Origin of the sequence: Rhodopirellula halodulae (assembly GCF_020966775.1) — a bacterium.
GTDB lineage: Bacteria > Planctomycetota > Planctomycetia > Pirellulales > Pirellulaceae > Rhodopirellula > Rhodopirellula halodulae.
This window is the reverse complement of the sequence record NZ_JAJKFV010000004.1, coordinates 303,765-328,421: the sequence shown is the minus strand read 5'-3', so window position 1 is coordinate 328,421 and position 24,657 is coordinate 303,765. Positions and strand designations below refer to the sequence as shown.

General features: G+C 55.9%; 19 protein-coding genes. 15 read left to right on the top strand and 4 right to left on the bottom strand.

Annotated features, from left to right (window positions below; all coding sequences use genetic code 11):
• Nucleotides 1–225 precede the first annotated feature (225 nt).
• The gene (locus LOC70_RS05140; protein WP_230252287.1) at nt 226–753 is read left to right on the top strand and encodes an AAA family ATPase; all 528 of its coding nucleotides are present in this window, start codon (nt 226–228) and stop codon (nt 751–753) included.
• 66 nt (nt 754–819) lie between these two features.
• The gene (locus LOC70_RS05135) at nt 820–1,836 is read left to right on the top strand and encodes a serine/threonine protein kinase (protein WP_230252285.1); all 1,017 of its coding nucleotides are present in this window, start codon (nt 820–822) and stop codon (nt 1,834–1,836) included.
• Here the strand turns inward: LOC70_RS05135 and arsB are convergent.
• Nucleotides 1,833–3,068, bottom strand: a complete 1,236-nt coding sequence (gene arsB / locus LOC70_RS05130; RefSeq protein ID WP_315857198.1) for an ACR3 family arsenite efflux transporter — start codon at nt 3,066–3,068, stop codon at nt 1,833–1,835. The genes LOC70_RS05135 and arsB overlap by 4 nt on opposite strands.
• A gap of 394 nt (nt 3,069–3,462) precedes the next feature.
• Between arsB and LOC70_RS05125 the strand changes: the two genes are divergently transcribed.
• The 12 genes from LOC70_RS05125 (at nt 3,463) to LOC70_RS05070 (ending at nt 19,201) form a co-directional block, all read left to right on the top strand.
• On the top strand, nt 3,463–4,326 hold the full coding sequence (locus LOC70_RS05125) for a hypothetical protein (protein WP_230252284.1): 864 nt from the start codon (nt 3,463–3,465) through the stop codon (nt 4,324–4,326).
• 133 nt (nt 4,327–4,459) lie between these two features.
• The gene (locus LOC70_RS05120; RefSeq protein ID WP_230252283.1) at nt 4,460–5,626 is read left to right on the top strand and encodes an ABC transporter permease; all 1,167 of its coding nucleotides are present in this window, start codon (nt 4,460–4,462) and stop codon (nt 5,624–5,626) included.
• 12 nt (nt 5,627–5,638) lie between these two features.
• Entirely contained in the window at nt 5,639–6,325 is a 687-nt protein-coding gene (locus tag LOC70_RS05115) for an ABC transporter ATP-binding protein (RefSeq protein WP_230252282.1), read from the top strand.
• 119 nt (nt 6,326–6,444) lie between these two features.
• Nucleotides 6,445–6,879, top strand: coding sequence for an ArsR/SmtB family transcription factor (locus LOC70_RS05110; protein ID WP_230252281.1), 435 nt, complete (start codon nt 6,445–6,447; stop codon nt 6,877–6,879).
• A gap of 254 nt (nt 6,880–7,133) precedes the next feature.
• A complete protein-coding gene (locus LOC70_RS05105) occupies nt 7,134–7,559 on the top strand; it encodes a hypothetical protein (RefSeq protein WP_230252280.1) in 426 nt (141 codons plus the stop codon).
• 162 nt (nt 7,560–7,721) lie between these two features.
• A complete protein-coding gene (locus tag LOC70_RS05100) occupies nt 7,722–9,179 on the top strand; it encodes a RecQ family ATP-dependent DNA helicase (RefSeq protein ID WP_230252279.1) in 1,458 nt (485 codons plus the stop codon).
• A 160-nt stretch (nt 9,180–9,339) separates the two neighbouring features.
• The gene (locus LOC70_RS05095; RefSeq protein WP_230252278.1) at nt 9,340–9,657 is read left to right on the top strand and encodes a hypothetical protein; all 318 of its coding nucleotides are present in this window, start codon (nt 9,340–9,342) and stop codon (nt 9,655–9,657) included.
• Between the two features lie 200 nt (nt 9,658–9,857).
• Nucleotides 9,858–13,748: a family 16 glycoside hydrolase gene (locus LOC70_RS05090; protein WP_230252277.1), complete on the top strand. Its 3,891-nt coding sequence runs from the start codon at nt 9,858–9,860 to the stop codon at nt 13,746–13,748.
• A 9-nt stretch (nt 13,749–13,757) separates the two neighbouring features.
• Complete coding sequence (locus tag LOC70_RS05085) at nt 13,758–15,167, top strand: sulfatase family protein (RefSeq protein ID WP_230252276.1); 1,410 nt, start codon at nt 13,758–13,760, stop codon at nt 15,165–15,167.
• A gap of 248 nt (nt 15,168–15,415) precedes the next feature.
• Complete coding sequence (locus LOC70_RS05080) at nt 15,416–17,353, top strand: autotransporter family protein (protein WP_315857197.1); 1,938 nt, start codon at nt 15,416–15,418, stop codon at nt 17,351–17,353.
• Between the two features lie 165 nt (nt 17,354–17,518).
• Nucleotides 17,519–18,133, top strand: a complete 615-nt coding sequence (locus LOC70_RS05075) for a TetR/AcrR family transcriptional regulator (protein WP_230252274.1) — start codon at nt 17,519–17,521, stop codon at nt 18,131–18,133.
• Nucleotides 18,134–18,340: 207 nt separating this feature from the next.
• Entirely contained in the window at nt 18,341–19,201 is an 861-nt protein-coding gene (locus LOC70_RS05070; protein WP_230252273.1) for an alpha/beta fold hydrolase, read from the top strand.
• A 91-nt stretch (nt 19,202–19,292) separates the two neighbouring features.
• Here LOC70_RS05070 and LOC70_RS05065 read toward each other — a convergent pair whose 3' ends face one another.
• Nucleotides 19,293–20,891, bottom strand: a complete 1,599-nt coding sequence (locus LOC70_RS05065; protein WP_230252272.1) for a DUF5060 domain-containing protein — start codon at nt 20,889–20,891, stop codon at nt 19,293–19,295.
• A 346-nt stretch (nt 20,892–21,237) separates the two neighbouring features.
• On the opposite strand from LOC70_RS05065, the gene acuI reads away from it, so the two are divergent.
• Nucleotides 21,238–22,218, top strand: coding sequence for an acrylyl-CoA reductase (NADPH) (gene acuI, locus LOC70_RS05060; RefSeq protein WP_230252271.1), 981 nt, complete (start codon nt 21,238–21,240; stop codon nt 22,216–22,218).
• A gap of 18 nt (nt 22,219–22,236) precedes the next feature.
• On the opposite strand, the gene gluQRS is transcribed toward acuI, so the two are convergent.
• Complete coding sequence (gene gluQRS / locus LOC70_RS05055) at nt 22,237–23,214, bottom strand: tRNA glutamyl-Q(34) synthetase GluQRS (protein WP_230252270.1); 978 nt, start codon at nt 23,212–23,214, stop codon at nt 22,237–22,239.
• Entirely contained in the window at nt 23,214–24,602 is a 1,389-nt protein-coding gene (gene asnS, locus LOC70_RS05050) for an asparagine--tRNA ligase (protein ID WP_230252269.1), read from the bottom strand. The genes gluQRS and asnS overlap by 1 nt, the downstream gene beginning before the upstream one ends.
• Nucleotides 24,603–24,657: the final 55 nt, after the last annotated feature.

The window sequence follows — 24,657 nt, the reverse complement described above, 5'->3', positions numbered from 1 at the left end:
GTTTTAGAAAGCCAAGGCACCTTTGGGCAATGGTGGCTGTCACTTTCCTCGGGGCGCACGCAGGCAGGATGGCGATTGTGTGACGGAGGAAGTCGACATCGGTGCAAGGTTGCTCGGAGACGCGCGAGACGCGGGCGGTTTGGCGTAAGATGAGGACGCGTTGCGCGGAGGTCGCTCGACGTCGTCGGCACCACGATTCACCGGATCAAGATTCAGTTCATCAAGATGCACTCACTTCACTTTGTCACCGGGGCCGCGGGCGTTGGCAAGAGCACGTTTGGCCGAGAGTTGGCGACCCGGTTGTCGGCGGTCGTTTTGGACAGCGATACGGTGACGGAGCCCGTTGTGCGTGCTGGAATGCAAGCGGCGGGTTTGGATCCGACGGATCGGGACAGCCCCACGTACAAACAGATTTTTCGCGATGCCGTCTACGAGTGTTTGTTCCAGACCGCGATGGAGAACTTGCCTCACGTCTCCGTCGTCATCGTCGGCCCATTCACCCGTGAATTACGAGATCCGAATTGGCCAAGACACATGGCGGATCGTTTGGGCGTCCAGCCGACGATTTGGTTGCTGACATGCGATGACGAAATCCGCCGACAACGCATCGAGCGACGCGGCAATCCTCGGGACGAAGCGAAGTTGGTGGACTGGGCCCAGCATGTGGTGGATGCGCCGCCAGCGGAACCGGCGTTCGAGGTCGAACGGGTGGACACCAGTGATCCAGCGAGTTCCAAGCCATTCCAGGATTGATAAGATTGTGAGGAGCAGTTGACGTTGATCACTTCGATTTGTCCTCCCTTGTTGGCGATTTCTTGAATGATGCTCTCCACCTCCAGCACTGACATTCAATTGCCCTCACCGAGACCCGTGGGACTCGCGAAGTATCGCGACATGACCGAGATGGCTCGCGGTGGAAACGGCGTTTTGTATTCGGCGTACGATCAGATTGTTGGTCGCACGGTGGTTTTGAAAACGCTCTTGCCAGAACACCGTTTGGATCGCGGCTATCGACGTCGGTTGTTGCGTGAAGCTCGCGTGACAGCACAACTGGAACACCCCGGAACGGTGCCGGTGCACGAAATCGGTGAGGACGAAGAATACGGCATTTACTATGCGATGAAGCGAATCTCCGGAGAGAACTTCTTTTCGGTTTTGCGCCAGCTTGCCAAAGGAGATCAGCGGGTTGCCGAGGCGTTCCCGCTGCACCGTCGCATTGAAGTCATCCGGGACACCTGTCAAACGTTGATGTTTGCGCATGCTTCCGGAGTCATTCATCGCGATGTCAAACCGGAGAACATTTGGGTCGGTAACTTTGGCGAAGTCACGTTGTTGGATTGGGGGTCGGCGAAGGTATGGGGCGAATCCGCGTTTGGTGATCGTCGCTATCCGACTTCACGCACACGATCCAGCGAGACCGGCGACGGCTCCGACGCGGTGCAGCACACGGAAACCAGTTACGAGCTGCCGCCGCTGACCCCCGCGAATTTGATGATTGGCACGCCGACCTACATGTCGCCGGAACAGATTTCCGATCGCGAAATTGATGAACGGAGCGATGTGTTCTCGGCGGGAATTTGTTTGTACGAAGCGATGGCGATCGCGGAACCTTTTCGTGGGCGGACTCGCGATGAAACGTTCGACAACATCTGCATGCGCCAGCCGACTCCGCCGAGCGAACGGTCGCCACAGCGTCAGATTCCCAAAGAAGCGGACCGAATCGTCGCCAAAGCAATCGCGAAACGAAGAGCCAGCCGTTACCAAACGATGCGCGAGTTGATCGCAGAGTTGGACGAACTGCTGCTGGTCGTACGTCAACAGGACGACGCGACCTAAGTGGAAATGGCTTCACTCTGAGGGACGCTTTCCGGCTTGGCAAACCAACCCTGTGTCTTCAAGCAAAATCGAACGAGAGCGAGCATCAGCGGCACCTCGATCAGAACTCCCACCACGGTTGCCAAGGCGGCTCCTGAAGAAAGCCCATAGAGCATGGTGGCCGTGGCGATGGCCACTTCAAAGTGATTGGAGGCTCCAATCATGGCAGTTGGCGCCGCACTCTCGTAGCGAAATCCAAATGCAAGTGCAGCGGCATACGCAATTGCGAAGATCAGGATCGTTTGCAATGTCAGCGGGATGGCGATCCAAAGAATTGTCAGAGGGTTGGCAACGATGGTTTCGCCTTTGAACGAGAACAGCAGGACCAGCGTTGCTAACAACGCGGTGATGGTGACCGGGGAAAGGTATTTCAAGAAACGATCCTTAAACCACGTTTCGCCTTTGACCGCGATAGCCCATTTCCGAAAGACATAGCCTGTGATTAGCGGAAGAGCGACGTAGATGGCGATGGACAACAGCAATGCTTTCCATGGCACTGGCAATTGCCCAACTCCCAACAGGACGCCACCGAGCAAGCCATACAAAACCAACATCAGTAGCGAGTTGATTGCCACCATGACCAAAGTGTGTCCGTCGTTTCCTTTGGCGAGAAATCCCCAAACCAAGACCATGGCGGTGCACGGAGCGATCCCCAAGAGAATACAACCGGCGAGGTAGCTTCTCCAAAGCGGAACCTCCAGCATTTTCACACCCTCGATCATCACCGCGCGTCCGGCACCATAGTGAGCACCGACCTCCAACTCCGTTCCCAGTGGTGCTTTGACATAGTCCACCGCATCAGGACCGATCCAGCCGAGAAAAACGGTCCCCAGAAAGAAGCTCGCGATGGCATACATGGTGAACGGTTTGATGGCCCAATTGACGACGATTGTCATCGCGACTGGACCAATGGTTCGGCCAGCGCGGACGACCTTGCCAAAGTCAATTTTGACCATGATGGGAAACATCATGAAAAACAAGCAAACCGCAATCGGGATGGAAACCACCGGCGCGTCCCCTGAGTAAATCGCCATCGCATCGAGCGACTTGGCAAGTCCGGGAGCGATTTTTCCGAGTGCGATTCCGCCGATGATGCTGAGCGTCACCCAGAGCGTCAGGTAGCGTTCGAAGAACCCCATACCTTCGGCGGTGCTTTCCGTGACGTCGTCGTCGCAAGTGTTTCGGGTGTTCATGATTGTGGTCGGCTTTTTTAAAGTTTGAGTTTTTTTGAGTTGAAAGAGCGTTTATCGTCGATGGGCGAAATGCATTGCTGGGGAATACCGTCCGCGACGCCGGGCTTGTCGTATTCATGCCCCTAAACGTTTATCGTCGAATAGCGATGGATCGTGAAGGGATCAAGCCAGATTGTTAACTGAATTTGCTTCTGTGCAGGGAGGGGTGTTGGTCAAAGCCCTTCAGGGGATCTCCTGAAAAAAAGGCTGCTACCGCCGAAAATTGAGATGGACAAAGTGGATTCGCTTTGGCGAATGTAGCCTTTGTATTCGCTAGTGCGAATATGGTGTGTTTCACTTTTGCTGCTCTCTGATGAGGATCAGCGGGCAATTCCACGGAAGCGAAGGAGTTCGAATGAATTGTCTGAATTGGCCCATGCGACGGGCCGCGTTGTGTGTGTGTGCGATCGGTTGTTTGATCACGTTCGAAGTGTCACCGGTGGTGGCTCAGTCTGCGATTGGCAAACGGTCTTCCCTCACGTCGCCGGCTGAGATGGCCATGCAGAAGTCGGCTTCCGGCGGACGTTATCTGTTCGTTTATTTCTGGAAGCAGACCGACGAGAACACGCGATCCATGCGCGCCGTTTTCGAAGAAGCGACCGGCAAAATGTCAGGGGTGGCGGATGCGATCAGTGTGCGGGTGTCGGATCCTCAGGAGGCAGAATTCGTTGGGAGGCTGGGTGTCGATCGGGCGCCGATGCCTCTGGCAATCGCGATCGCTCCTAACGGCGCTGTTACTCGGGGATTGCCGTTGAAGTTCAGCGAACAGCAGTTGCGTGAATCGATCGTTAGCAGCGGTGCGGCGAGTTGTTTGAAGGCGATGCAAGAACGCAAATTGATTTTGCTGTGTGTCAAGCAGCCGTCCGCCACGGCAAGTTTTCTGGGAGCACGTGAACTAGCCAGTGACCCGCGTTTCAGTGGGTCCGTGCAGATGGTCCATGTTGATCCCCGTGACAAGTCCGAGCAAAGTTTTTTGCAATCGTTGGCGGTGGAGCCAGGCAAGAAGCCAGGCGAAAAAAACGGAGTGCTAGTTGTGATGGCACCGACCGGCCAGACCGTGGCGACTTTAACCGAAGGAGCCACCCGGGAACAAATCGTGGCTCAATTGACCAAGGCCAGTGCGGCTTGTTGTCCCGGTGGTCAATGTGAACCAGGAAGTGTCTGCACGCCGGGGCAAGCGTGTTGCCCTGACGGCGATTGTGCACCCACCAATCCCTGATCGCGTGCACCATGAACGCGTATGCGGCGAACGCATAAAAATTGAACGACACAGACAATTCATATTGAAAGGAGTCCATGACATGAGTCTTTGGAAGCTGGTTTGGCGGGAGCTCTTTGAGAGAAAGAGTCAGATGCTCACGATCTTCGTCGGAATCCTGCTGGGAATCACGACGGTGATCGCGATCAAGAACATCACTCACTATTCGGAGATGGCGATCGCCAGAGAAATGGATAGCTTGGGAGCAAACGTGCTGGTGTTGCCCAAGTCCGTCACTTTGCAGGACTATTATTCTGCGGACATTCACAACGACACGATCCCGGAGGAGTATGCCCTGCGCCTGACCCTGTCCAATTTGGCTGGGGTCGACAACCTTTCCCCGAAACTTTGTGTTCCAGTGAAGTTGCAGGATCGATCGGTCACGTTGACCGGCATTCTGCCCAAGAGCGAGTTTCAAGCCAAAGCGGCGTGGGGTGGTGCGGGAGTTTTCTCACGCCCAATTGGTTGTGGAGCCATCAATTTGGGATCGGCGGCGGAGTCGCCGGACAGGAAGTCGTTGGTGAGAAATCGTGTCATTGATGATCTGGCATCGAACGAAGCTTTGATTGGTGCGGAGACGGCAGCCGCGTTGGGCGTTAAGGAAGGCCAGAAGCTGAAATTGATGGGGCAGCAGTTTGATGTCGTGGCTGTGCTACCCGAAACCGGGACCGTGGATGATTCTCGCATTTTTGCCCATCTGCATACCGTCCAAGCCATGGCCGGCAAAGATGCGGTGGTCAGCTGCATCGAGATCGTTGGGTGTTGCAAAGAAATTTCGGCCGGGCTGGCGGGCAAGGTAGGTGATTTGTTGCCGGAAGCCAAAGTGGTCACGGTGGCACAGGTGGTGGCGACTCAGGCAAAGGTCAACGGAATGATGGAGAAACTGTCGTTGATCTTTGTGGCAATCATCGTCGTGATCGGTGGCGCGGGCATTGCCAACTTCATGTTTGCCAATGTCTACGAACGTCGTCGCGAGATTGGCACGTTGATGTCATTGGGCGCCAAATCGCAGTTGATTCTGCGAATCTTTTTGCTCAAAGCTCTTTTGTTGGGCTTTGCCGGTGGGGTTGGCGGGTACGCGCTAGGGACGTTGTTGGCGGTGACTCTCGGTCCTCGTTGGGCAAACGTTCTTGTGCTGCCAATGCCGACGCTTGCTTTTTGGGCGATCGGCATCTCGGTTGGGACGACGCTCATGGCGAGCTACTTTCCGGCACGCGGTGCCTCGAAACTTGATCCCGTCACTACATTCCAGGAGCTTTGAAACATGTTATTCATGCAGAACGTCACGAAGTCCTACAAGCTCCGACACCAAACCGTGGTGGCTTTGGATGACGCGACCTTGGAAATTCCCGACGGTGATTTTGTTTCCTTGATTGGCCCCAGCGGCAGCGGGAAGAGTTCGCTCTTGGTGATGTTGGGCGGCATGCTTACTCCCACCTCCGGAAAAGTACTGCTCGATGGCCAATCGATGTATGACTTGGACGTGGACCAGCGAGCGAGAATGCGTCAAGCGAAGATCGGATTTGTGTTCCAAACCTTCAATTTGATTCCATATCTTTCTGCCCAAGAGAACGTTCAGATTCCCTTGTTTCTGTCGGGAATGTCGGCGTTCGAGCAACTGGATCGCGCGGCTGAGTTGCTGGATCGGGTCGGGCTGGGGAATCGTTTGGACCACAAACCGATGGAATTGAGCGTGGGGCAGCAACAACGAGTTGCCTTGGCACGCATGTTGGCCAACGATCCGTCAATCATTTTGGCGGATGAGCCAACAGGGAATTTGGATCCTGAAACCAGCGAACAGGTGATCCGCTATTTCGAAGAGTTCAACCGCGAGGGGCGAACGATCGTTATGGTCACACACAATCCCGAGGCGGCGGAACGCGCAAAACGTGTTTTGCAGCTTCGCAATGGCAAGATCGTGGATGATCGGGCGACGTTGCAATGCGTCGGTGTGGCGTAGTTGAAGCACGTCTTGTTTGTGTTGCCCCCATCACGGCGCCCTCAGTACAATGCCGCGACGTTTGTTCGCGGCGATGCGGGGCCGCGCGATGATGGGCTGTTTTTTAAGAGGCGTGAAGAGTGACGACTACGAAAAGCCAGACTTCGACTGCCGACCGGCCCGCGACTGCTTCAGCAATGGTCCCGTCCGCGAAGCTTCCGTTGGCTGAGATTGGTGACGAAATCAACACGGTCTTTCGAGCGTTTGCCGATAGCACGCGATTGCGAATTTTGCATTTGCTGGTCGACGATGAAATATGCGTCGGCGATATGGTCAAAGTGTTAAGTCTTCCGCAGCCGACCGTTTCAAGGCATTTGGCGTACCTTCGCAAAGCAGCCTTGGTGGATGTTCGTAAAGTCGGTTTGTGGTCGCATTATTCGCTGGCTGCCGCCACGTCCTGTTTTCAGCAAAAACTATACGACTGTCTGGCAGACTGCTTTCATGAGGTGCCTGAGTTGCAGCAAGACGCCGAGCGTTTGAGTCAACTGCGAAATGAGGGTGGCTGTTGCGAATGAACGACTCTTTTGGGGCACGAACGTCGGTGTGTTCATGTCGTTGAGCATCGACTGACAAGAATTCCAGCATGCACGAAGAGAATAGGTGTCCGCGAGCGGTGACCTTGGTTCCTGGTTTGTTGGAGCCGAGTTTGGCGATGGTTCCTTTGCGGCGTCGGCTTCGGCGGCAGTTGGATTGCAGGCGGCCCTGGGACGATGTGCGGTGTTGGCGGGATCGGTGCATCTTTCGCAACGTTGCGAGGAGTGTGGATCGCATGGTCGCGCACATTGCGATGCGCGAAGGTCAAACTCAACCGCTTGGCATTGTCACCCACAGCTTTGGTGATTGGGTGGTGCGAGCGGCGATTGCAAAGACGCCCGAGCACCGCGTGACTCGTTTGGTCTCTCTCGCGCCGTTGATGCGTTTTGGATTTCTGCCAGGAGTATTGTTTGCGGTCAGCGGCAAATTCATTCCGGAGGTGGCCATCATCATGGATTCACACCGTGCCGCAGAGAATCTTGCGCTGGATGCGAAGGTGAAGCGGTTGGTGATCTGGTCGCGTTTTGACGAGAGCGTCCGCCAGGTGGATCTTTCGCACGTGGATCACGTGGATGTGCGACACTTATGGGGGACTCATTTGACTCTGCCCTTGCAACCCAACACCCATCGATTGGTCGTCGATTTCTTGCTTGGTGAATGACTCGCACCTGCGTGCCGGGCGACCTCTCGCCGTGTTCGTTGGCACAAGCTTTGCGTTTCGCTTCGGAGATACCGCTTGGGAGAAATTTCTTGGGCGAACCCTCTTGGGCGATACCCGCCGCGTGTCGGCATGGGGACCGTCCGCACTTCAAACGTCTCAGCAATGAATCTGTCTTCCCAACTGCAACGCCACTTTGGTTTTTCTGAGTTTCGACCTGGCCAAAAGGAAGCCTGTCAGGCCATTGTGGAAGGCCGCGACACGGTGGTGTTGATGCCGACGGGGGCGGGGAAAAGTCTGTGCTATCAACTGCCAGGCGTGATTCGCAACGGCGTGACCTTGGTCGTTAGCCCACTGATCTCATTGGCAAAGGACCAAGCGGAAACGCTTCGGGAACACAACCAACCCACGGTGGTTCTGAACAGCACGCGAACGGCGAAGCAGATTGAAAAGGCTCGTCAACGGATCTCAGCCGGTGAGGTCAAGTTTGTTTTGACGACTCCGGAGCGATTGCAAAAAACGGACATCTGCGAATTGCTGTGTGAAGTCGGCGTGGGATTGATGGTCGTGGATGAAGCCCATTGCGTGAGTCAGTGGGGGCATGATTTCCGGCCGGACTATTTGTGTTTGCCGGCTGTTCGACAGCGCTTGGGAAATCCGCCATTGGTGGCGTTGACCGCGACCGCCTCCACTCGAACGTTGGATGAGATCCGGACGTCGCTGCGATTGTCCCAACCCGAAGTGATTCGGACGGGGATCGATCGACCGAACTTGGCGTTGGAAGTGCGCCGATGCTACTCCGCCGAAGACAAGTTGGCTCAGCTTCGCCAAGCCTTGAAGGTCGAGGGGATGTTGGAGCGAACCGAGCCCGCCATTGTCTATTGCGGAACGACCAAAACCGTCGACCAGTTGTCACATGCCTTGGGCGGGCTCCGCTACCACGGGCGCATGCGAAAGGCTGAACGAGAAGCCGCGCAAGAAGCCTTCATGGATGGGCCGCCCGCCGTGATGTATGCCACCAACGCGTTTGGTTTGGGGATCGACAAATGCGATATTCGACAAGTCATCCATGTTGAATTGCCGGGGTCGTTGGAGGCTTACTACCAAGAGATCGGCCGAGCGGGACGCGATGGAAAGCGTTCTCGTTGCACGTTGTTATACGATCCCAACGACATCGATCTGCGAAAGATGTTTGCGGGCGGGATGGTCGAAGCCAGCAAGATCATGACGGCTCACCACACGTTGGTGCGAGGCGTTGAAGAATTTGGCGAGGCAGAGACGGTGGCGTTGTCCAAGCTGACCCCGATCAGCCCCTTAGGACGAGGTGCGCTCAAGTCATGTTTTCAGTTGCTTTCGTCTCGCGGCATCGTCGCACCCGCCGGACGAGGACGCTGGCGTTTGATCGATCGTGACATGGACCACGCGGTCGCGGACCGATTGGAGGAGTCAACTCGTGTTCGCTCGGAAGACCGACAGGTCGCGTTGCGAGAAATGGTGGAGTTTGCGGAAGCGTCGTGCTGCCGATGGGACATTTTGCGAGAGCATTTCGGTGTGGATGCCGCTGTGTCCGATGTGGATTGCTTGTGTGATCATTGCGGGGCGCAGGTGGCGGTCGGGGCGTGAGAGAACGTTCGGTTTTTCGGGAATTGAGTTGCGAGAAGTGGGGGCTTGTGACCTCGCTTTGTTCCAAGGCATCGTTCGGGATGCCATGTCAGACATGGCCGACCTTGGTTCATGCACCGCGGCGGTGTTTCTTTCTTGGATGTGAACTCGGAGTGCCTCCATGAAATACCCAGTGACGCCAGACGGTCGCTACTTTGTCCATCGAGGCCGGTTGTGGCGATGTACCAATCCAAATTTGGATGAAAGCGAGCGGCAACGTTGGGTTCGGAAATTGATGTCCGCGCGTCGCGGGGTGAAGTCGGCCAAGGCGGCGTCGGACGAAGAAGCCCTTCGGGAGTCTCGCCGCTTGGTCCACGAGGCCAAGGTGCATTTGGGAGAACGGGGGCCAACGTGGTGGGATGACGAATCCGACTTCAATCGTTGTCTGGTGAAGAACACGCCGTACGCGAAGTGGTGGGAGTCACGCGAGCGAGAATGAAGAGGTGAAACCGGTCTCACTGGAGGTTGGGCATTGTTTGGGAGACAAAACGTCGTTCTTCCTGTGAAAACGCATTCGTTCTTCGCCCATATCGAGATGGATTTGGATACGATGTCTCGCCCTGATTGGGCGTATAGACTTTGCTTGTCGGTGAGCGTCATGACTTCCCGACGCTTGAGACTTTCCAGAGCGAAGAGACCGTGTCTTCTCGGCCTGCGGAAAGTGCCCGCCCTCCTTCCCACCTCTATCTTGCCAATCCAAACGTGACGTACTCCGCCTTTCTTGCTCGCCTTGGTTTCGTTCTCTTGTTGCTTGGCATGCCCGGTTTGCGTGCCGACGAGTCGTCTGAAAACAGGTCATCTGAATCCGGGGCATCTGAGTCGGGGGCATTTGAAACGTTGTTCAATGGTCACGACCTCCAGGGATGGTCCGGTAACGAATCGTTTTGGTCGGTTCGTAACGGCGTGATCCACGGAGAAACGACCAAGAACAACCCGACCGATGGCAATACGTTCTTGGTATGGCAGGGCGGTGAAGTCGGTGACTTTGTCTTCAAGACCAAGGTGCGATTCAAAGGCAACAACAGCGGCGTGCAATATCGCAGCGAGTTGATTGACCCTGCGAATTTTGTGGTCAAGGGTTATCAAGCCGATTTGCACAAGTCGCCGGAATACTTCGGCATGTTGTACGCCGAGAAGTGGCGAGGCATCGTGGCCAAACGCTTCCAAAAGGTGGAAGTGGGAGCCGACGGAAAGCCCAAGGTCGTTGGGGAGGTGGGCGATCGAGATCAGTCGTTGGTCGACTGGGAATGGAACGAATTGACCATCATCGCGGTGGGCGATCGTCAGATCCATCAAGTCAACGGCGTGACCACGATGGACTTGACGGACAATCATCCGGAGGCCAAGCGAAGTGGCATCTTGGCATTGCAGCTTCATGCTGGTCCGCCGATGACGTGTGAGTTCAAAGACATTCGTTTGCGAAAGCTGAATGCCAGTGAGGGCCCCGACGTATTGAAGTCGTTGGCTCAGGCTGAGACGACATCGAAAGCGAAGTCGAAGCCGAAGAGAAACGATGCGAAGTCGTTTGAGTGGGTGGCGAAATCACCGAAGCCACAATGGATTTGGAGAAGCGAGCGGCCGGAGTCCAACGACCCGCTGTATCTGCGACACACGTTTGATTTGCCAAGTGAGGCAAATTCGGCGCGGCTCTACGCGACTTGTGACAACGAAGCCACAGTGTGGATCAATGGCAAGGTGGTCGGCGATTGCCCGGATTGGAAGTACCCGATCAAAGATACGAATGCGAAGTCGTTCTTGAAGGCAGGTAAGAACACCATTGCGGTCAAAGCAGCCAATCGAGGCGGCGTCGCGGCGTTTGTGTTCAAGCTGCATGTCGAAATGGCAGACGGTTCCGTCCAACACATTGTTTCCGACACCAACTGGAAATTGGCGGACCAGGTCTCGGGCCAGTGGCAAACCGGGGCGGTGAATGCCGCGAACTGGAATGCCAAATCGAAGACGCTGGGCGAGTTTGGTAGGCAGCCTTGGGGGCAACCGGGAATCGGAGCCGATCAAGCCTCGGGCTCGGGTTCTTACGATGCGGATCAAATCACGGTTCCGGAAGGTTTTCACGTCGAGCTGATTCATACGGTTCCCAAGCCACGCCAAGGCAGTTGGGTTTCGCTGACCGTCGATGAACAGGGCCGGTTGTATGCCAGCGATCAAGGCGACGCGGGCCTGTTCCGAATCACCGTCGAGGACAAAGACGATGGCGGCGAGCCGGAGGTCACGGTGGAGAAGATGCCGGTGAAAGTATCCGGTGCGCAGGGCATGACTTGGCACCGCGATGCGTTGTATTTCAACCGCGGAAGCAGTCCTCTGTATCGGTTGACGGATTCGACCGGTGACGGGTTGTTGGATCACGCGGAGGAGCTGACTTCTTCGCACGGCGGTGGTGAACATGGCAACCATGCGGTGATTGAAACGGAAGATGGCGACGCGTTGTATGTGGTGGCTGGGAATCACACGAATTTGCCGGAAGCGTCGATGCTGTCCGGTTCTCGTATCCCGACTTGGGACGAAGACTTGTTGTTGCCGCGTGAATGGGATGCTAATGGTCACGCTCGTGGACGTTTGGCACCCGGCGGTTGGATCACGCGGTTTGACCCCACGACAAACCTTCATGAAGTCATCTCGATGGGGTATCGCAACCAATACGATGTGGCGCTGAATCGTGCGGGTGATTTGTTCACTTACGATGCCGACATGGAATGGGACTTGGGAGCACCCTGGTACCGCCCGACTCGTATCAACCATGCCGTCAGCGGATCGGACTACGGTTGGCGAAGTGGATCAGGCAAGTGGCCGGAGTACTACGAAGACAGTTTGCCCGCCGTATTGAACATTGGTCCCGGCAGTCCCACCGGCGTGGTCAGCGGACAGGGCACAAAATTCCCCGCCAAATACCAAGACGCGATTTTTGCTTTGGATTGGACCTTTGGAACGATCTACGCGATTCATCTGCGACCGGACGGTGCGGGCTGGAAAGCGGAGCAGGAACCGTTTTGCTTTGGAACGCCTCTGCCCGTAACCGATGCGATTGTGGGTCATGACGGCGCGTTGTATTTCACCGTGGGCGGCCGCGGAACTCAATCGGCATTGTTCCGAATCACTTACGATGGCAATGCCGCGACGCAGCCGGTTTCGTCGGCGATTGCCGGCGAGCAGGCTCGTCAGCAACGACGCCAATTGGAAGCCTTTCACGGCAAAGTAGACGCCGCTGCGGTGCGGGCGGCATGGCCAATGATGTCCAGCCCTGACCGCTGGCTGCGTCACGCGGCCCGCATCGCGGTGGAGTCACAACCGACGGATCAATGGGCGGACCTTGTTCTGACGGCGGACAACACCCAGGCTCGGATTACCGGTGCGGTGGCGTTGGCTCGACGCGGAACCGAAGAGCACCGCAGTGCGTTGCTGGATGCCCTGTTGGAATTGAATCCGAGTGAGCTTCCCGAGTCGCAATTGTTGGGGCTGCTGCGTGCCTACGCGTTGACGTTCATCCGATTGGGCGATCCAACCGCTGAGCAACGCAGTGCCGTGATCGCTGAGTTGGATCCGTTGCTGCCGCACAACAGCAAGGACGTTAACACGGAGTTGGTTCGATTGCTGGTGCGTTTGGAATCACCGTCCGTGATCGCCAAGGCGATTGAATTGATGAACAGCGCGGAACCATCCCGACCGGCTTGGGTCGAGAACGTCGACTTCAGTCGCAACCAAGGATACGGTTCGCGAATTATCAAAATGCTGGAGAATCAGCCGCCATCGCACGAAATCAACTACGCGTTCATGCTTCGCAATCTGCGAAAGGGTTGGACGATGCCGCAATTGCGAGCCTACATCCAATTCATCAATCAAGCGGCGAAATACAGCGGTGGCAACAGCTATGGAAAGTTTCTGGCGAACTTGCGTGATGAAGTGCTCGGCCACCTGAGCAATTCGCAACGTGAACAGTTGTCCGACATCAGCGGGGAAGACTTCAATCCAGTACCGGACTTTCCTATCACGCCGCCGAAAGGCCCCGGCAAATCATGGACGTTGGCCGAAGCCCGCAAACACACCGGTGGTGGATCGCTGCGGGGCGCAAGTTTCGAAAGTGGGCGGAATCTTTTTCATGCGGCTCAGTGTGCGTCATGCCACCGCTTTGATGGATTGGGCGGCGACATCGGTCCGGACCTAACAACGGTGAAGAACAAGTTCAACGCTGACTACTTGCTCGAATCCATCATCGATCCCAGCAAGGTCATCAGCGATCAATACGGATCCAAGGTGGTGCTGCTGGAAGATGGTCGCGTGTTGACCGGTTTGGTGGTTGAATCCGAGGACCAAGTTGAGATCTATCCGGTCAGTCAGTCCGGTGAGACCCCCGAACCCGTGGTGGTGGAGCCAGACGAAATCGTTTCTGCGAAAGAGTCACCGATCTCGCAAATGCCAACGGCGATGTTGAATGCACTGAACGAAAACGAAGTTCGAGATTTGATCGCTTATTTGTTGTCAGGTGGCGATCCGAAGGCACGTGTTTACGGAAGGTGAGTCAAGCAAATGAGTGATTGGAATTTGCGTTTCGCGAGCGTCGTTGGTTGTGCAGCGATTGCGGTCGGATGGGTGGCGTGTGGCCGTGCGGACGAACCGACCGAAAAGCCGAATCGGCCTGATTTGGTTGTTTATCTGGCCGATGATTTGTCAGCACGAGACTTGACCGTTTACGGCGGCGAGCAAATCGCGACTCCGGCGATCGACCGTTTGGCATCGGAAGGCATGACGTTTCAACGTGCGTTCGTGGCCAGTCCGTCGTGTGCTCCCAGTCGAGCCGCGTTGTTGACCGGGTTGATGCCTGCTCGCAATGGGGCCGAGGAGAACCACACGTTTCCGCGGGAGGAATTGCTGAAGCTGCCCGAGGTGCTGAATGAGTTGGGGTACCAGACGGCAGCGTTTGGCAAGGTGGCTCATGGCAAGAGCGCTGACTCCTATCACTTCCACGTCCATGATCGAAAGCAAGACATTCCGGAAGTTCGCAAGAACGTGCGCGAGTTTCTTCAGCAGCGTAACGACACACGTCCGTTGGCTTTGTTTGTCGGCGTTTCCAATCCGCACGTGCCGTGGCCAAGCGAATCCACCGTCGATCCGAACGGATTGGAGCTGCCGAGCAAATGGATCGACACGCCACAGACTCGTGTGCAGCGTTCCCGTTACTTGCAGGAGGTAAAGGATCTGGACGCGTACTTGGATGAGCTTCGTGGCTTGGTGAGCGAGCGTCTATCAAGCGACCACGTGTTTATGTTTTCCAGCGATCACGGTGCTCAGTTTCCGTTTGGAAAATGGACGCTGTATGACGAGGGCATTCATGTGCCGTTGATTGTGCGACAGCAAGGTGTGATCGAACCGGGTAGTCGAACGGATGCGATGGTGAGCTGGGTCGATCTGGTGCCGACGTTGATTGACCTGGCTGGCGGCACCGTGCCGGAGGGATTAGATGGGAGTTCATTCGCCTCCGTTTTGCGAGGAAAAACGAACGCCCATCGCGATCGGATTTTCACCACGCACAGCGGCGACCGAAAGATGAACGTGTACTTGAGTCGCAGCGTGCGGACGGAGCGACACAAGCTGATCTGGAACCCGCATCCCGAGTTCGCTTTCACGACTCATATCGATTTGCTGTTGCGAGCGACTTCGGGGGACTACTTCAAGGAATGGACTGAGTTTGCAAAGTCAGACCCACGGGCAGCAACCGTTGTGGCGAAACATCATGGTCGTCCGCAGTGGGAACTGTATGACTTGGAGGCTGATCCCGAAGAGGCACACAACTTGGCGGATGACGAACGTATGGCAAGCGTCCGAGCCGAGTTGACGAAAGAGTTGCGTGCATGGATTGCGGACCAAGGTGACCAACTCACGGTCTTCCACGAGCCGCTTCTGCTGAGCGAACCCGAAACTTGGGTGGCGAGAAAATAAGCAATCTCTTGCCGGGTTGGGGCTTGCGCTCGTACGCGCACCTTAAGGGTTCAAATCGCTTTTGGCATTTCGGATCGGTGGATTTTATTGTGAGCGGAGGGGCTGGAGAAGGTTTGCGGGTTGTCCGGGAGGAAGCGGTGTTGCCCACGCGGGTGTGCTCATAGTGAGCGTGAAGAGGTGTCGCTGAATTCGGCAGGAAGCCGATGAAGCGTGTGACCTCTACGAATGGACTCACCGGAATGAAACGAATGACCGCTCGCATCAGTGTTCGCCCGTCTATCAATTGGGGCTCGCGAGGGACGCGAAGCCTGCGTCGGCAACTCTTGCGATTGGCCGTGATCGTCGCGGTGGCGTTTCAATCGCAGGGTGTCGTTGCGGAAGACATCGTGGTCACAAGCATCGACGACTCCGGTGATGGGACGTTGCGGGAAGCAATCACCAATGCTGCGGCGGGTGACCGGATCGTTTTCAACATCACCGGACCCGCGACGATCACTCTGGCGAGCGATTTGCCAGACATGACCGACAGCATTTCGTTCACCAATCAAAATGTCGCGCCGGTCACCATCGATTTGAACGGTCGCAATCCCCTGAATTTCACCGGTGGTGTGATTGATCTGGGGGAATTGCGAGTGATCAATTCGGTCAATCCGGAAGAGATCGTTCTGGATACTTCCACCACATGGATCGGCGGTGGGGAGCAAATCACTGGCGACATCATCGCTCGTGGGATCGTTATGCCGGGAAGCAGCAACGGCAATGGCAGCGTTGCTGAGATGGACATTGATGGCGCGCTGACTGCGGACGATTCGACGCTGCGTATGGACATCCATGGCGGCGCGGCGACGCCGAATGATCGGATCGAAGTGACCGGGACGGCGAGCATCGACAACGCCACCTTACGTCCTTTCTTCATGGGATCGGACTACAGCATTGGTGACACGTTCACGTTGATGTCGACGGGGGGATTGTCGGGGACGTTGGCCAACTCCGCGGAAGTTTTCCAGTTGCCAAACAATCCGTTTTTGGAGGCGATTTCGAATGTCGGTGCGAACGATTTGAGCTTGATCTTGCAAGACAACGGTGACAGCTTTGTCGACGCATTGAACGGATGCAACTTGACTGACGCGGCGACTGAGTTGGACTCCTTACGGGTCGGGGGATCGGCAGCTCAGATAACCGCCATCAACCAATTGCGAAGTGAGTCCTCCATGGGAGTCCGTCAGGCGGCGGGTCAATTGGCGGGTGCCTTGTATCCATCGTTGGTCGACGCCCAGATCAACGAAGCCCACAACGCGATGCATGCTCTGCGCGACCGAGTGCTGCTGCAGCAGTCCGATCTTTACACCTCCGGTCACTGGTCGCCTTGGGTGCGAGGGTACGGCATGTCACTGGACACCCAGGTCGATCATTGTCCAGCCGAAGGATATCGCCGCACGATTGGTGGGGTGGAGATCGGCACGGGATACATTGCACCGGTGGGATTGGGGGTGCATGGATTTGTGCAAATCGGTGCTGCTGATACGAACATGCTGGGTCTAGGACAGGAAGCGGACACCGATCTCTACCGTTTCGGAGGGGCCGCCCAGTACGTGGGTGAACGGTTCTATGTGTTTGGATCCGGTGGTTACGGTTACCAAGACCATTCGATCGATCGGTCCATGTCCGTCTTGCAGACGGGAACTTCCGCTCAAAGCGAGTTAGATGGCAATGATCAGTTCGCCTCGGTTGAAGTCGGCTCGGTCATGTCGTCTGACGATTGGTTGTGGCTGTCATTCATTTCGCTACAAGGCGCTCAAGCGGACTTGGGTGCCGCATCCGAGACGGGCGACAGTGACTTTGTGCTGGATACCACCGCCATCGACGGGCAATCGTTGCGAACCACCGTGGGTTGTTCTCTCGCCGGTACAAACGCGACTCAACTGGGACCCGCGACGACGCAGCTACGGTTTGGTTGGATGCACGAATACTTGGACGACCAGCAGATGACCATTGCGACAGTGCGCGCCAATGGAAACGACATGAATACGCGAAGTGCGGAGACGGGGCGAGATTGGTTGTCGCTGGGTGCCCAATTGGATTGGGGAATGATCTTGGGCGGACAAATGACGTTTGCCTATCAAGGCAACTTGAACTCCAAGTCGACTTTCCAAAGCGGTCTGGTGGGCACGCGTTGGATCTGGTGAGCGAGGTGGTCTTCTTGGTTGGGTGAACTCGTCGGCGGAACGTTGGGCGGATTCGCGATTGGAAAGCGTTGGGGATGCCAGTAATTTGATGCTGGCTGCGTTCCCGTCTGAAGCAGCCCATTTTCCAGCAGCCAATCGTCCATTTCATCGCTTCGCGCCGCCGTCATGTCTTCATCGAATGCATCCCCACGTTCCATCGGTCGTCCGAGAGGATTCGATCGGGACGAGGTTTTGCTGAAGGTCGTCGAAGTCTTCTGGCGACTCGGCTACAACGAAACCAGCTATCGCGAATTGGAGGCGGCCACGGGTGAGGGGCGGCAAAGTCTGGTTCACGCGTTTGGCGACAAAGCCGCGATGTTTGAGTTGGCACTTCGTCGCTACATCGATTCACGCGTCAATGAAGTGATCGAAATGCTGCGAGGTTCTGGCACCGCAAGTCAGCGTGTGCGTCGTGTGTTTGCTCGTTGGGAAGCGGATGCGCGGGCCGATGATCATCGTGGTTGTTTGTTGATCAACACGGGCGGTGAGATTGGCCCGAAAAATGCGGCCATTGCCGCTGTGATGGCGGATTCAACTCGGCATTTGGTGAGTGAATTTGCCAAAACGTTCCAGCAGGCGATGGATGCCGGGGAGATGGATCAAAGTCTTTCCGCGAAATCGCTGGCCAGATTGACCGTGGCGGCGGGAGACGGCGCTTTGTTGCACTCGCGAGTGAGCGGAAACGCGGCGAGTACAAAGCAAACCCTGCTGACGCTTCGAACGCTGCTCTTTGGCAGCTAATCGTTCGTTGCGAGTTTCTAGGTGCGTTTGGCTGATCTGCTGGGGCGATCCACGCCGCGAGAATGCACCGCAGGGCGAAACGATGGAACGGTCAGTCGACGAGTTCGGCGGATTAACTCCGTGGTTGCTCATTCTTTATTTGAACGGACGTTCAAGAAAAGGCGTGAAGCTTGTCCACAATCACGAAATGCCCCCAGGAGACCTGATATGAAGATCCAAGATTTTCGAAACCGCCAACAAACGATTTCGCTTGACGGAGTCATTGATGAACCACTGCAAATTGCCTACACCGACATTGGCGAAGGCGAGCCGTTGCTGTTGCTGCATGGGATTCCAACGTGGTCGTTCTTGTTCCATGAAGTGATCGACGAGCTTGCCAAGCACTACCGAGTGATCGCGCCCGACATGGTTGGCTATGGCTACTCCGACCGACGTGATCGATTTGATCGCTCGATCGAATTTCAAGCGGATGTGACCGAACGCTTTTTGGAACACCTGGGCATCGAGAGAGCTCACTTTGTCGCCCACGACATTGGCGGCGGAGTCGCGTTGATTCTTGCCGACCGTCATCCGGAATTGGTGCAATCGATGGTGTTGTCCAACAGTGTCGCCTATGACAGTTGGCCGGTCGATGAAATGTTGGCTCTCGGTCATCCACGCAACGCGAAGTTACAGCCGGAAGAGATGCGAGAGAAACTGGTCGAGAGTTTCGAGTTTGGTCTGTCGCGAAAAGAACGTCTGACGGATGACTTCAAAGAAGGCATTGTGACGCCGTACTGCGAACCCGACGGGATTGTGAGTTTGGTGCGCAACGCGGCCAGTTTGAACACGAACCACACCACGCCGTTGACCGATCGCTTGCCGAAGATGAATCAACCCACGTTGTTGTTGTGGGGTGAGGATGATAAATGGCAACCCATCAGCACCGCGGAGCAGTTGGTCAAGGACATGCCTCACGCAGAGATGCATCCCATGAAAAACTGCTCGCACTGGACTCCTCAAGACAACCCGGAGGAGTTCGCCAGTGCGACTTTGGAATTCTTGCAACGGATTCCCGTTGCCGTCTGATCAAGCAACGAATTCAAACCCACCTTTCCTCGCTGTTGAAGCAGCGGGGATGGGTGGACGAGACAAATCGGGCTCGTTTGAAACGGATTGGTTAGGAAGGGTGACGCAAGATCAAGACACGGAAACCGTCGCCCTCGGGAACTTTTACCGCTGGCCACCGCGTGATGGTTTGTTCGGAGGTTTCACTGAAGGTTCCGTCAAACGGATTGAACCACTGCAGCGACATCGTTTCACCTTGAAGGCCCTTTGGAAGTCGCAAACCGAGGAAGTCACACTCCTTGGGGACGTAGTACAGGATCAACCCCTTGTCGTTGTGCAGAGAGAAACCCGCGTTGCTACGCACGTCGCCGGCGATCAAATTGCCGATATCAAATTTATCGACCAGCGTTTCTAGGTGGCGATAATATTCCAAACGTGGGCGTTGATCCGGTGTGAGATCTTTGAGATCGTCGATCACGACGTTCCAAGCCGCACCCTGCCAGTAGTGAGTCGGAAACGTGCCAGCGAAAACGCATTGATAAGAACGTTCCAGGCAAACTTCGGGTGAGGTGTAGTTCCCGTTGAAGACGACGTAGGGGCCACGCTCGTAGCCACCGTGTTCAATGTTCAGAATGGGTTTGCCTGGAATGTTCTTGCAGACATCACGCATCACATGATGCAGTTCCGATTGCCAAAGTTGAACCGAAACAAAATCGATCTTGTCGGCGAAACGTCGGCAGTAGCTGTAATCGTGCACTGTGATCAGTCGCTGATAGGCATCCTGGTTTCTTAGTCGCTCGATACGACCGTGGATGTAGTTCACATCGTTGTGCCCGTATCCGAGGGCTTCTTTGGAAATGTCCCAAATCAAGTTCGGGTAGGCTTGGTAGCGGCGAACCACGTAGTCGAAGTAGCGGTTGTCGGCGTCACCATTGGCTTCCGGCCAGTTCACGTTCTTGTTCCAGACGTAAACCATCAAATGCGCGGCGATGCCTTTTTCGTCCAAGTATTCGATGACCCGATCAAGACGCTGAAAGTATTCAATGTTGATCTGTGAGTGGTCGGGTGATTTGTTGTGGCCCGCGAACGGATACACGTCGGGGCTGCCGTAGTCGTACTTGTCGATCAATTGGTCGTCTTTCTTCCAATTGACATCGTACGCGAACACGTTCATGACCACTTGGTTGAATCCGTTGTCCGCGATCGTGTCGATGAGACGGCTCGACTTGGGAATGCCATCGGCGTTCTCCGCGTCCAACGCAAACAGCCAATCGCACTCAAAGGCAATCGGGTAGTACCGCTTTCCATCTTGGTATTGAAATTGCCTCGGGTGATCGGGATCCAGCTCGATCCCGCCACGTCGATGGTCGCTGGCGGGTTGCACATCGAGTGTGCCCGTTTGACCGGTCAACGAACTGATATCGGATCGAGTCTTGTAGGTCCACTTGCCAGAATCAGGTGCGGTGAAGCGAATACAGTATTCATTGTTCCCGTCATAGAACCCGGGGACTTGGAAGACTCGGCCGGATTCGTGTGTGAATTCAGCGTTCAGCGACGCATCGATGGGCACATCCGGAAGTGTGTCTGCAGTCAGACGGATCTCGGTGACTTCCCATTGCCGAATGGAGTCGTCGGCATTCAGGGACGGTAGAAGTGCGAAACAAATCAGATACAACGCGAACGTGACGCGGGTGAGCATGGAGGACGACATTTGCATGACGGCTCAGGTGGGAAACGGAGGGAGGGGAATCTTTGCGGGAGACGCATGGTAGGTGAATGGAACAACTGCCTCCATTTTTTCGCCGTTCAGATTTTCGCAACCGGCGTGTTTTGCGGGGCCAAATGATTTTCGACCTCGTGGGGCTCTATGGAGACGACCTGTCACCCGAGCGTCAACGATCGGATCTTGCGACTGGTTGCACGTCGAGAGAGGAAGGCGGATGTTGGAAAGGAATCATCATTGCAACACCAATCCAAATTCTCGTCAGAACTCAATCGCACACCAATCGACATCAGACGTTGATGGGCCACATCCCACATTGAAACGAGGAGCAAACATGAGAGGCGTATTGGTTGAGAAGAGCGACGCTGGGGTGAATGCGACGCTGCAAGGCATCGACGAACAGCAGTTGCCCGATGGCGACGTGACCGTGCGAGTGGAATGGTCCAGCTTCAACTACAAAGACGTGCTGGCGATCACCGGAAAGGCTCCCGTGATTCGATCGTTCCCCATGGTGCCGGGAATCGATTTGGCCGGTGTCGTGGAAGTCAGCAAGAACCCCTCGATCATTGCAGGACAAAAAGTGGTTCTGACCGGATGGGGCGTCGGCGAAACGCATTGGGGCGGTTACGCCGAGAAGGCACGTTTGAATTCGGATTGGTTGGTCGCGTTGCCGGAGGGATTGTCGACCCGTCAGTCCATGGCGATCGGGACCGCCGGGTTCACCGCGATGTTGTGCGTGATGGCTTTGGAAGACGGAGGCGTTTCGCCGGACGACGGACCGATCTTGGTGACGGGGGCCGGTGGGGGCGTGGGCAGTGTCGCGATCAGTGTGCTGGCAAACCTTGGTTACGAGGTCGCGGCGGTGTCTGGACGTTCGGATGCAGAGGGCTATTTGAAAGAACTTGGAGCTGGCGAAATTCTGCCGCGGTCAGAGTTTTCCGAGCCTGGTAAGCCGCTGGCCAAAGAACGCTGGGCCGGGGCCGTGGATGTTGTCGGAAGTCACACGCTCGCCAATATCTGTGCCTCGACCAAGTACGGCGGCGTGGTCACCGCATGTGGACTGGCCGGAGGAATGGATCTGCCCGCGACGGTGGCCCCGTTCATCTTGCGAGGCGTGACGCTCGCTGGGATCGACAGTGTTTACTGTCCAACGTCGAAGCGTCAAAAAGCCTGGCAACGTCTGCTACAGGATTTGGACTTGGACAAGTTGGAACGAATGACCAACGAGATTGCTTTGGACGACGTGGTCCCCACCGCCCAGAATTGGGGCGACAGCAAACATCGCGGACGCGTGGTCGTTCGCGTCAACGGGTGAAAACGGCAGTGTGTCGTCTCACTCGGTTTCGTTGAACGATTCGACGATGGTGGGTAAGCGTTGAATTCTATCCCAGTCGAACTGCTCGATCATTTGTCGATGCATTTGATGCATCGTCAGACCATCCAAGGACTTCGTTGCCATCAAGCCGGAGGATTCGGCCGCCCATTGCACGATGGTTTCCGGCGGCATGCCTTGATCACGAAAGTGTGACAATCGTGTGTCGCCGTGACGTTTTGCCAGCCGGCGACCATCGGTACCGGTGACCAAGGGAACGTGAGCGTAAGCAGGAGGCGTCTGCCCCAATGATTCGTAGAGCTGCAGTTGCCGGAACGTGCTGAGAATCAGATCGTCGCCTCGAACGACTTCGGTCACACCCGCGTCGATGTCATCAATGACGACCGCCAATTGGTACGCCGCTAAGCAGTCCTCCGCATGTTCCGCTTTTCGCGTGATGGGGAAATCGCCGATGTCGGTAAGCGGGTCGCAGGTCACTTCGCCGTGAACCAAGTCCGTGAACTTGTTCGGATGGGCATTCATTCGATATCGAAAGCAGAACGGTTTGCCGGTTGGAAGTGGTTCGCCGTTTTGCCAAGTCGAACAGGTGCCGGGATAGACCGGGGCGTCGGGAGCCCATCCCGATGCCGGGCTTTCGTGCGGTGCGGACGCGGCGGCTTCGATGTCACGACGTGTGCAGGTGCAGGGGTAAATGCGATTGTCGTCGAGCAATTTCTGACGAGCTTCGTCATAAAGTGACGAGCGTTCGGTCTGGATGATTGGCTCGCCGTCCCAGTCCATTCCCAACCAACGCAAATCGGTGATGGCTTGCTGCGTGGCCCACGGTTTGACTCGCGGCGAGTCGATGTCTTCGATCCTCAAGATCAAACGAGCGTCCTGAGACCGCGCGCTCCAGTACGCGATCAGGAACGTTCTCGCATTGCCCAGGTGTTGTGCTCCGGTTGGTGAGGGAGCCAGTCGACAAACGCCGCGCGTCATTAGAATTCGGCGTTGCCGGGCGTGCGTGGAAATGGAATCACGTCACGAATGTTGGCCATGCCAGTGACGTATTGAACGGCACGTTCCAACCCCAACCCGAAACCCGCGTGGGGCACAGTTCCAAAACGACGCAGATCGACGTACCACCAGTATTCGGATTCGTCCAAGCCTCCTTCGGCCATGCGACGCTGCAACACGTCCAAGCGTTCTTCGCGTTGAGAACCACCGATGATTTCGCCGACGCCAGGAACCAACACATCCATGGCCGCGACTGTTTTGCCATCATCGCTGACTCGCATGTAAAACGGTTTGATCGTCGATGGATAATCCGTCAGGATCACGGGACCGCCCACCACGCTGGTCAAGTAACGTTCGTGTTCGGCTTGCAGATCCGTTCCCCACTGCACCGGGTACTCGAACGATTCGTCGGATGCGAGCAATCGTTCGACCGCGTCGGTGTAGGTCATGTGCTCAAAGGGTTTCTCGATCACCGATTTCAGTTGATCGATCTTTCCTTTCTCGATTCGCAGATCGAAGAATTCCATGTCTTCCCCGCAATGATCCAAGCAATCCGTGAAGATCCGTTTGAGGAAGGCTTCCGCCAATCGCATGTTGTCTTGCAGGTCGTAGAACGCGGCTTCGGGTTCGACCATCCAAAATTCGGCCAGGTGCCGCGACGTATTGCTGTTCTCAGCGCGGAAGGTCGGGCCAAACGTGTACACACGCGAAAGCGCGGTGGCGTAGGTTTCCGCTTCCAGTTGTCCGCTGACGGTCAGGTGCGTTGGCTTTTGAAAGAAGTCCTGTTTGGGATCGAGAGGGCGGCTTGATCCAGCCAGTTTTTCCAGGTCCAACGTCGTCACGCGAAACATCTCGCCGGCGCCTTCGCAGTCGCTGGCCGTGATGATTGGCGTGTGGAGGTAGTTGAATCCTTCGTCGTCAAAAAACTGGTGAATGGATTGGCTGATTCGATTGCGAACTCGCATCACCGCGCCCAACGTGTTGGTGCGGGCACGCAGATGAGCCCACTCGCGAAGTTTTTCGAACGAGTGACGTTTCTTTTGCAACGGATACGTCTCGCCATCACACCATCCGATCACGCGAACGGAGGAGGCGTGCATTTCAGTCGACTGGCCTTTGGCGGGGGATTCCACTAGCTCGCCTTGGATGACCACGCTGCATCCGGCGGTCAGTTTTTGAATTTCATCGGCGTAGTTGTCCAGTTCCGCGGGAGCGACGACTTGCAGGTTTCCAAGGCTGGTTCCGTCGTTGATTTCCAGAAAGCTGAATCCGCCTTTGCTGTCGCGCCGCGTGCGAACCCATCCGCGAATTTCGACCGGTTTCGGCAATTCGGTGCAGGTGCGGCAATCGTCAATCGTGGTCCAGTCCATGGGGTCAATCATCGCGAGTGGAAAAGAAACGGATTTTGAGGACACGATTTGTATC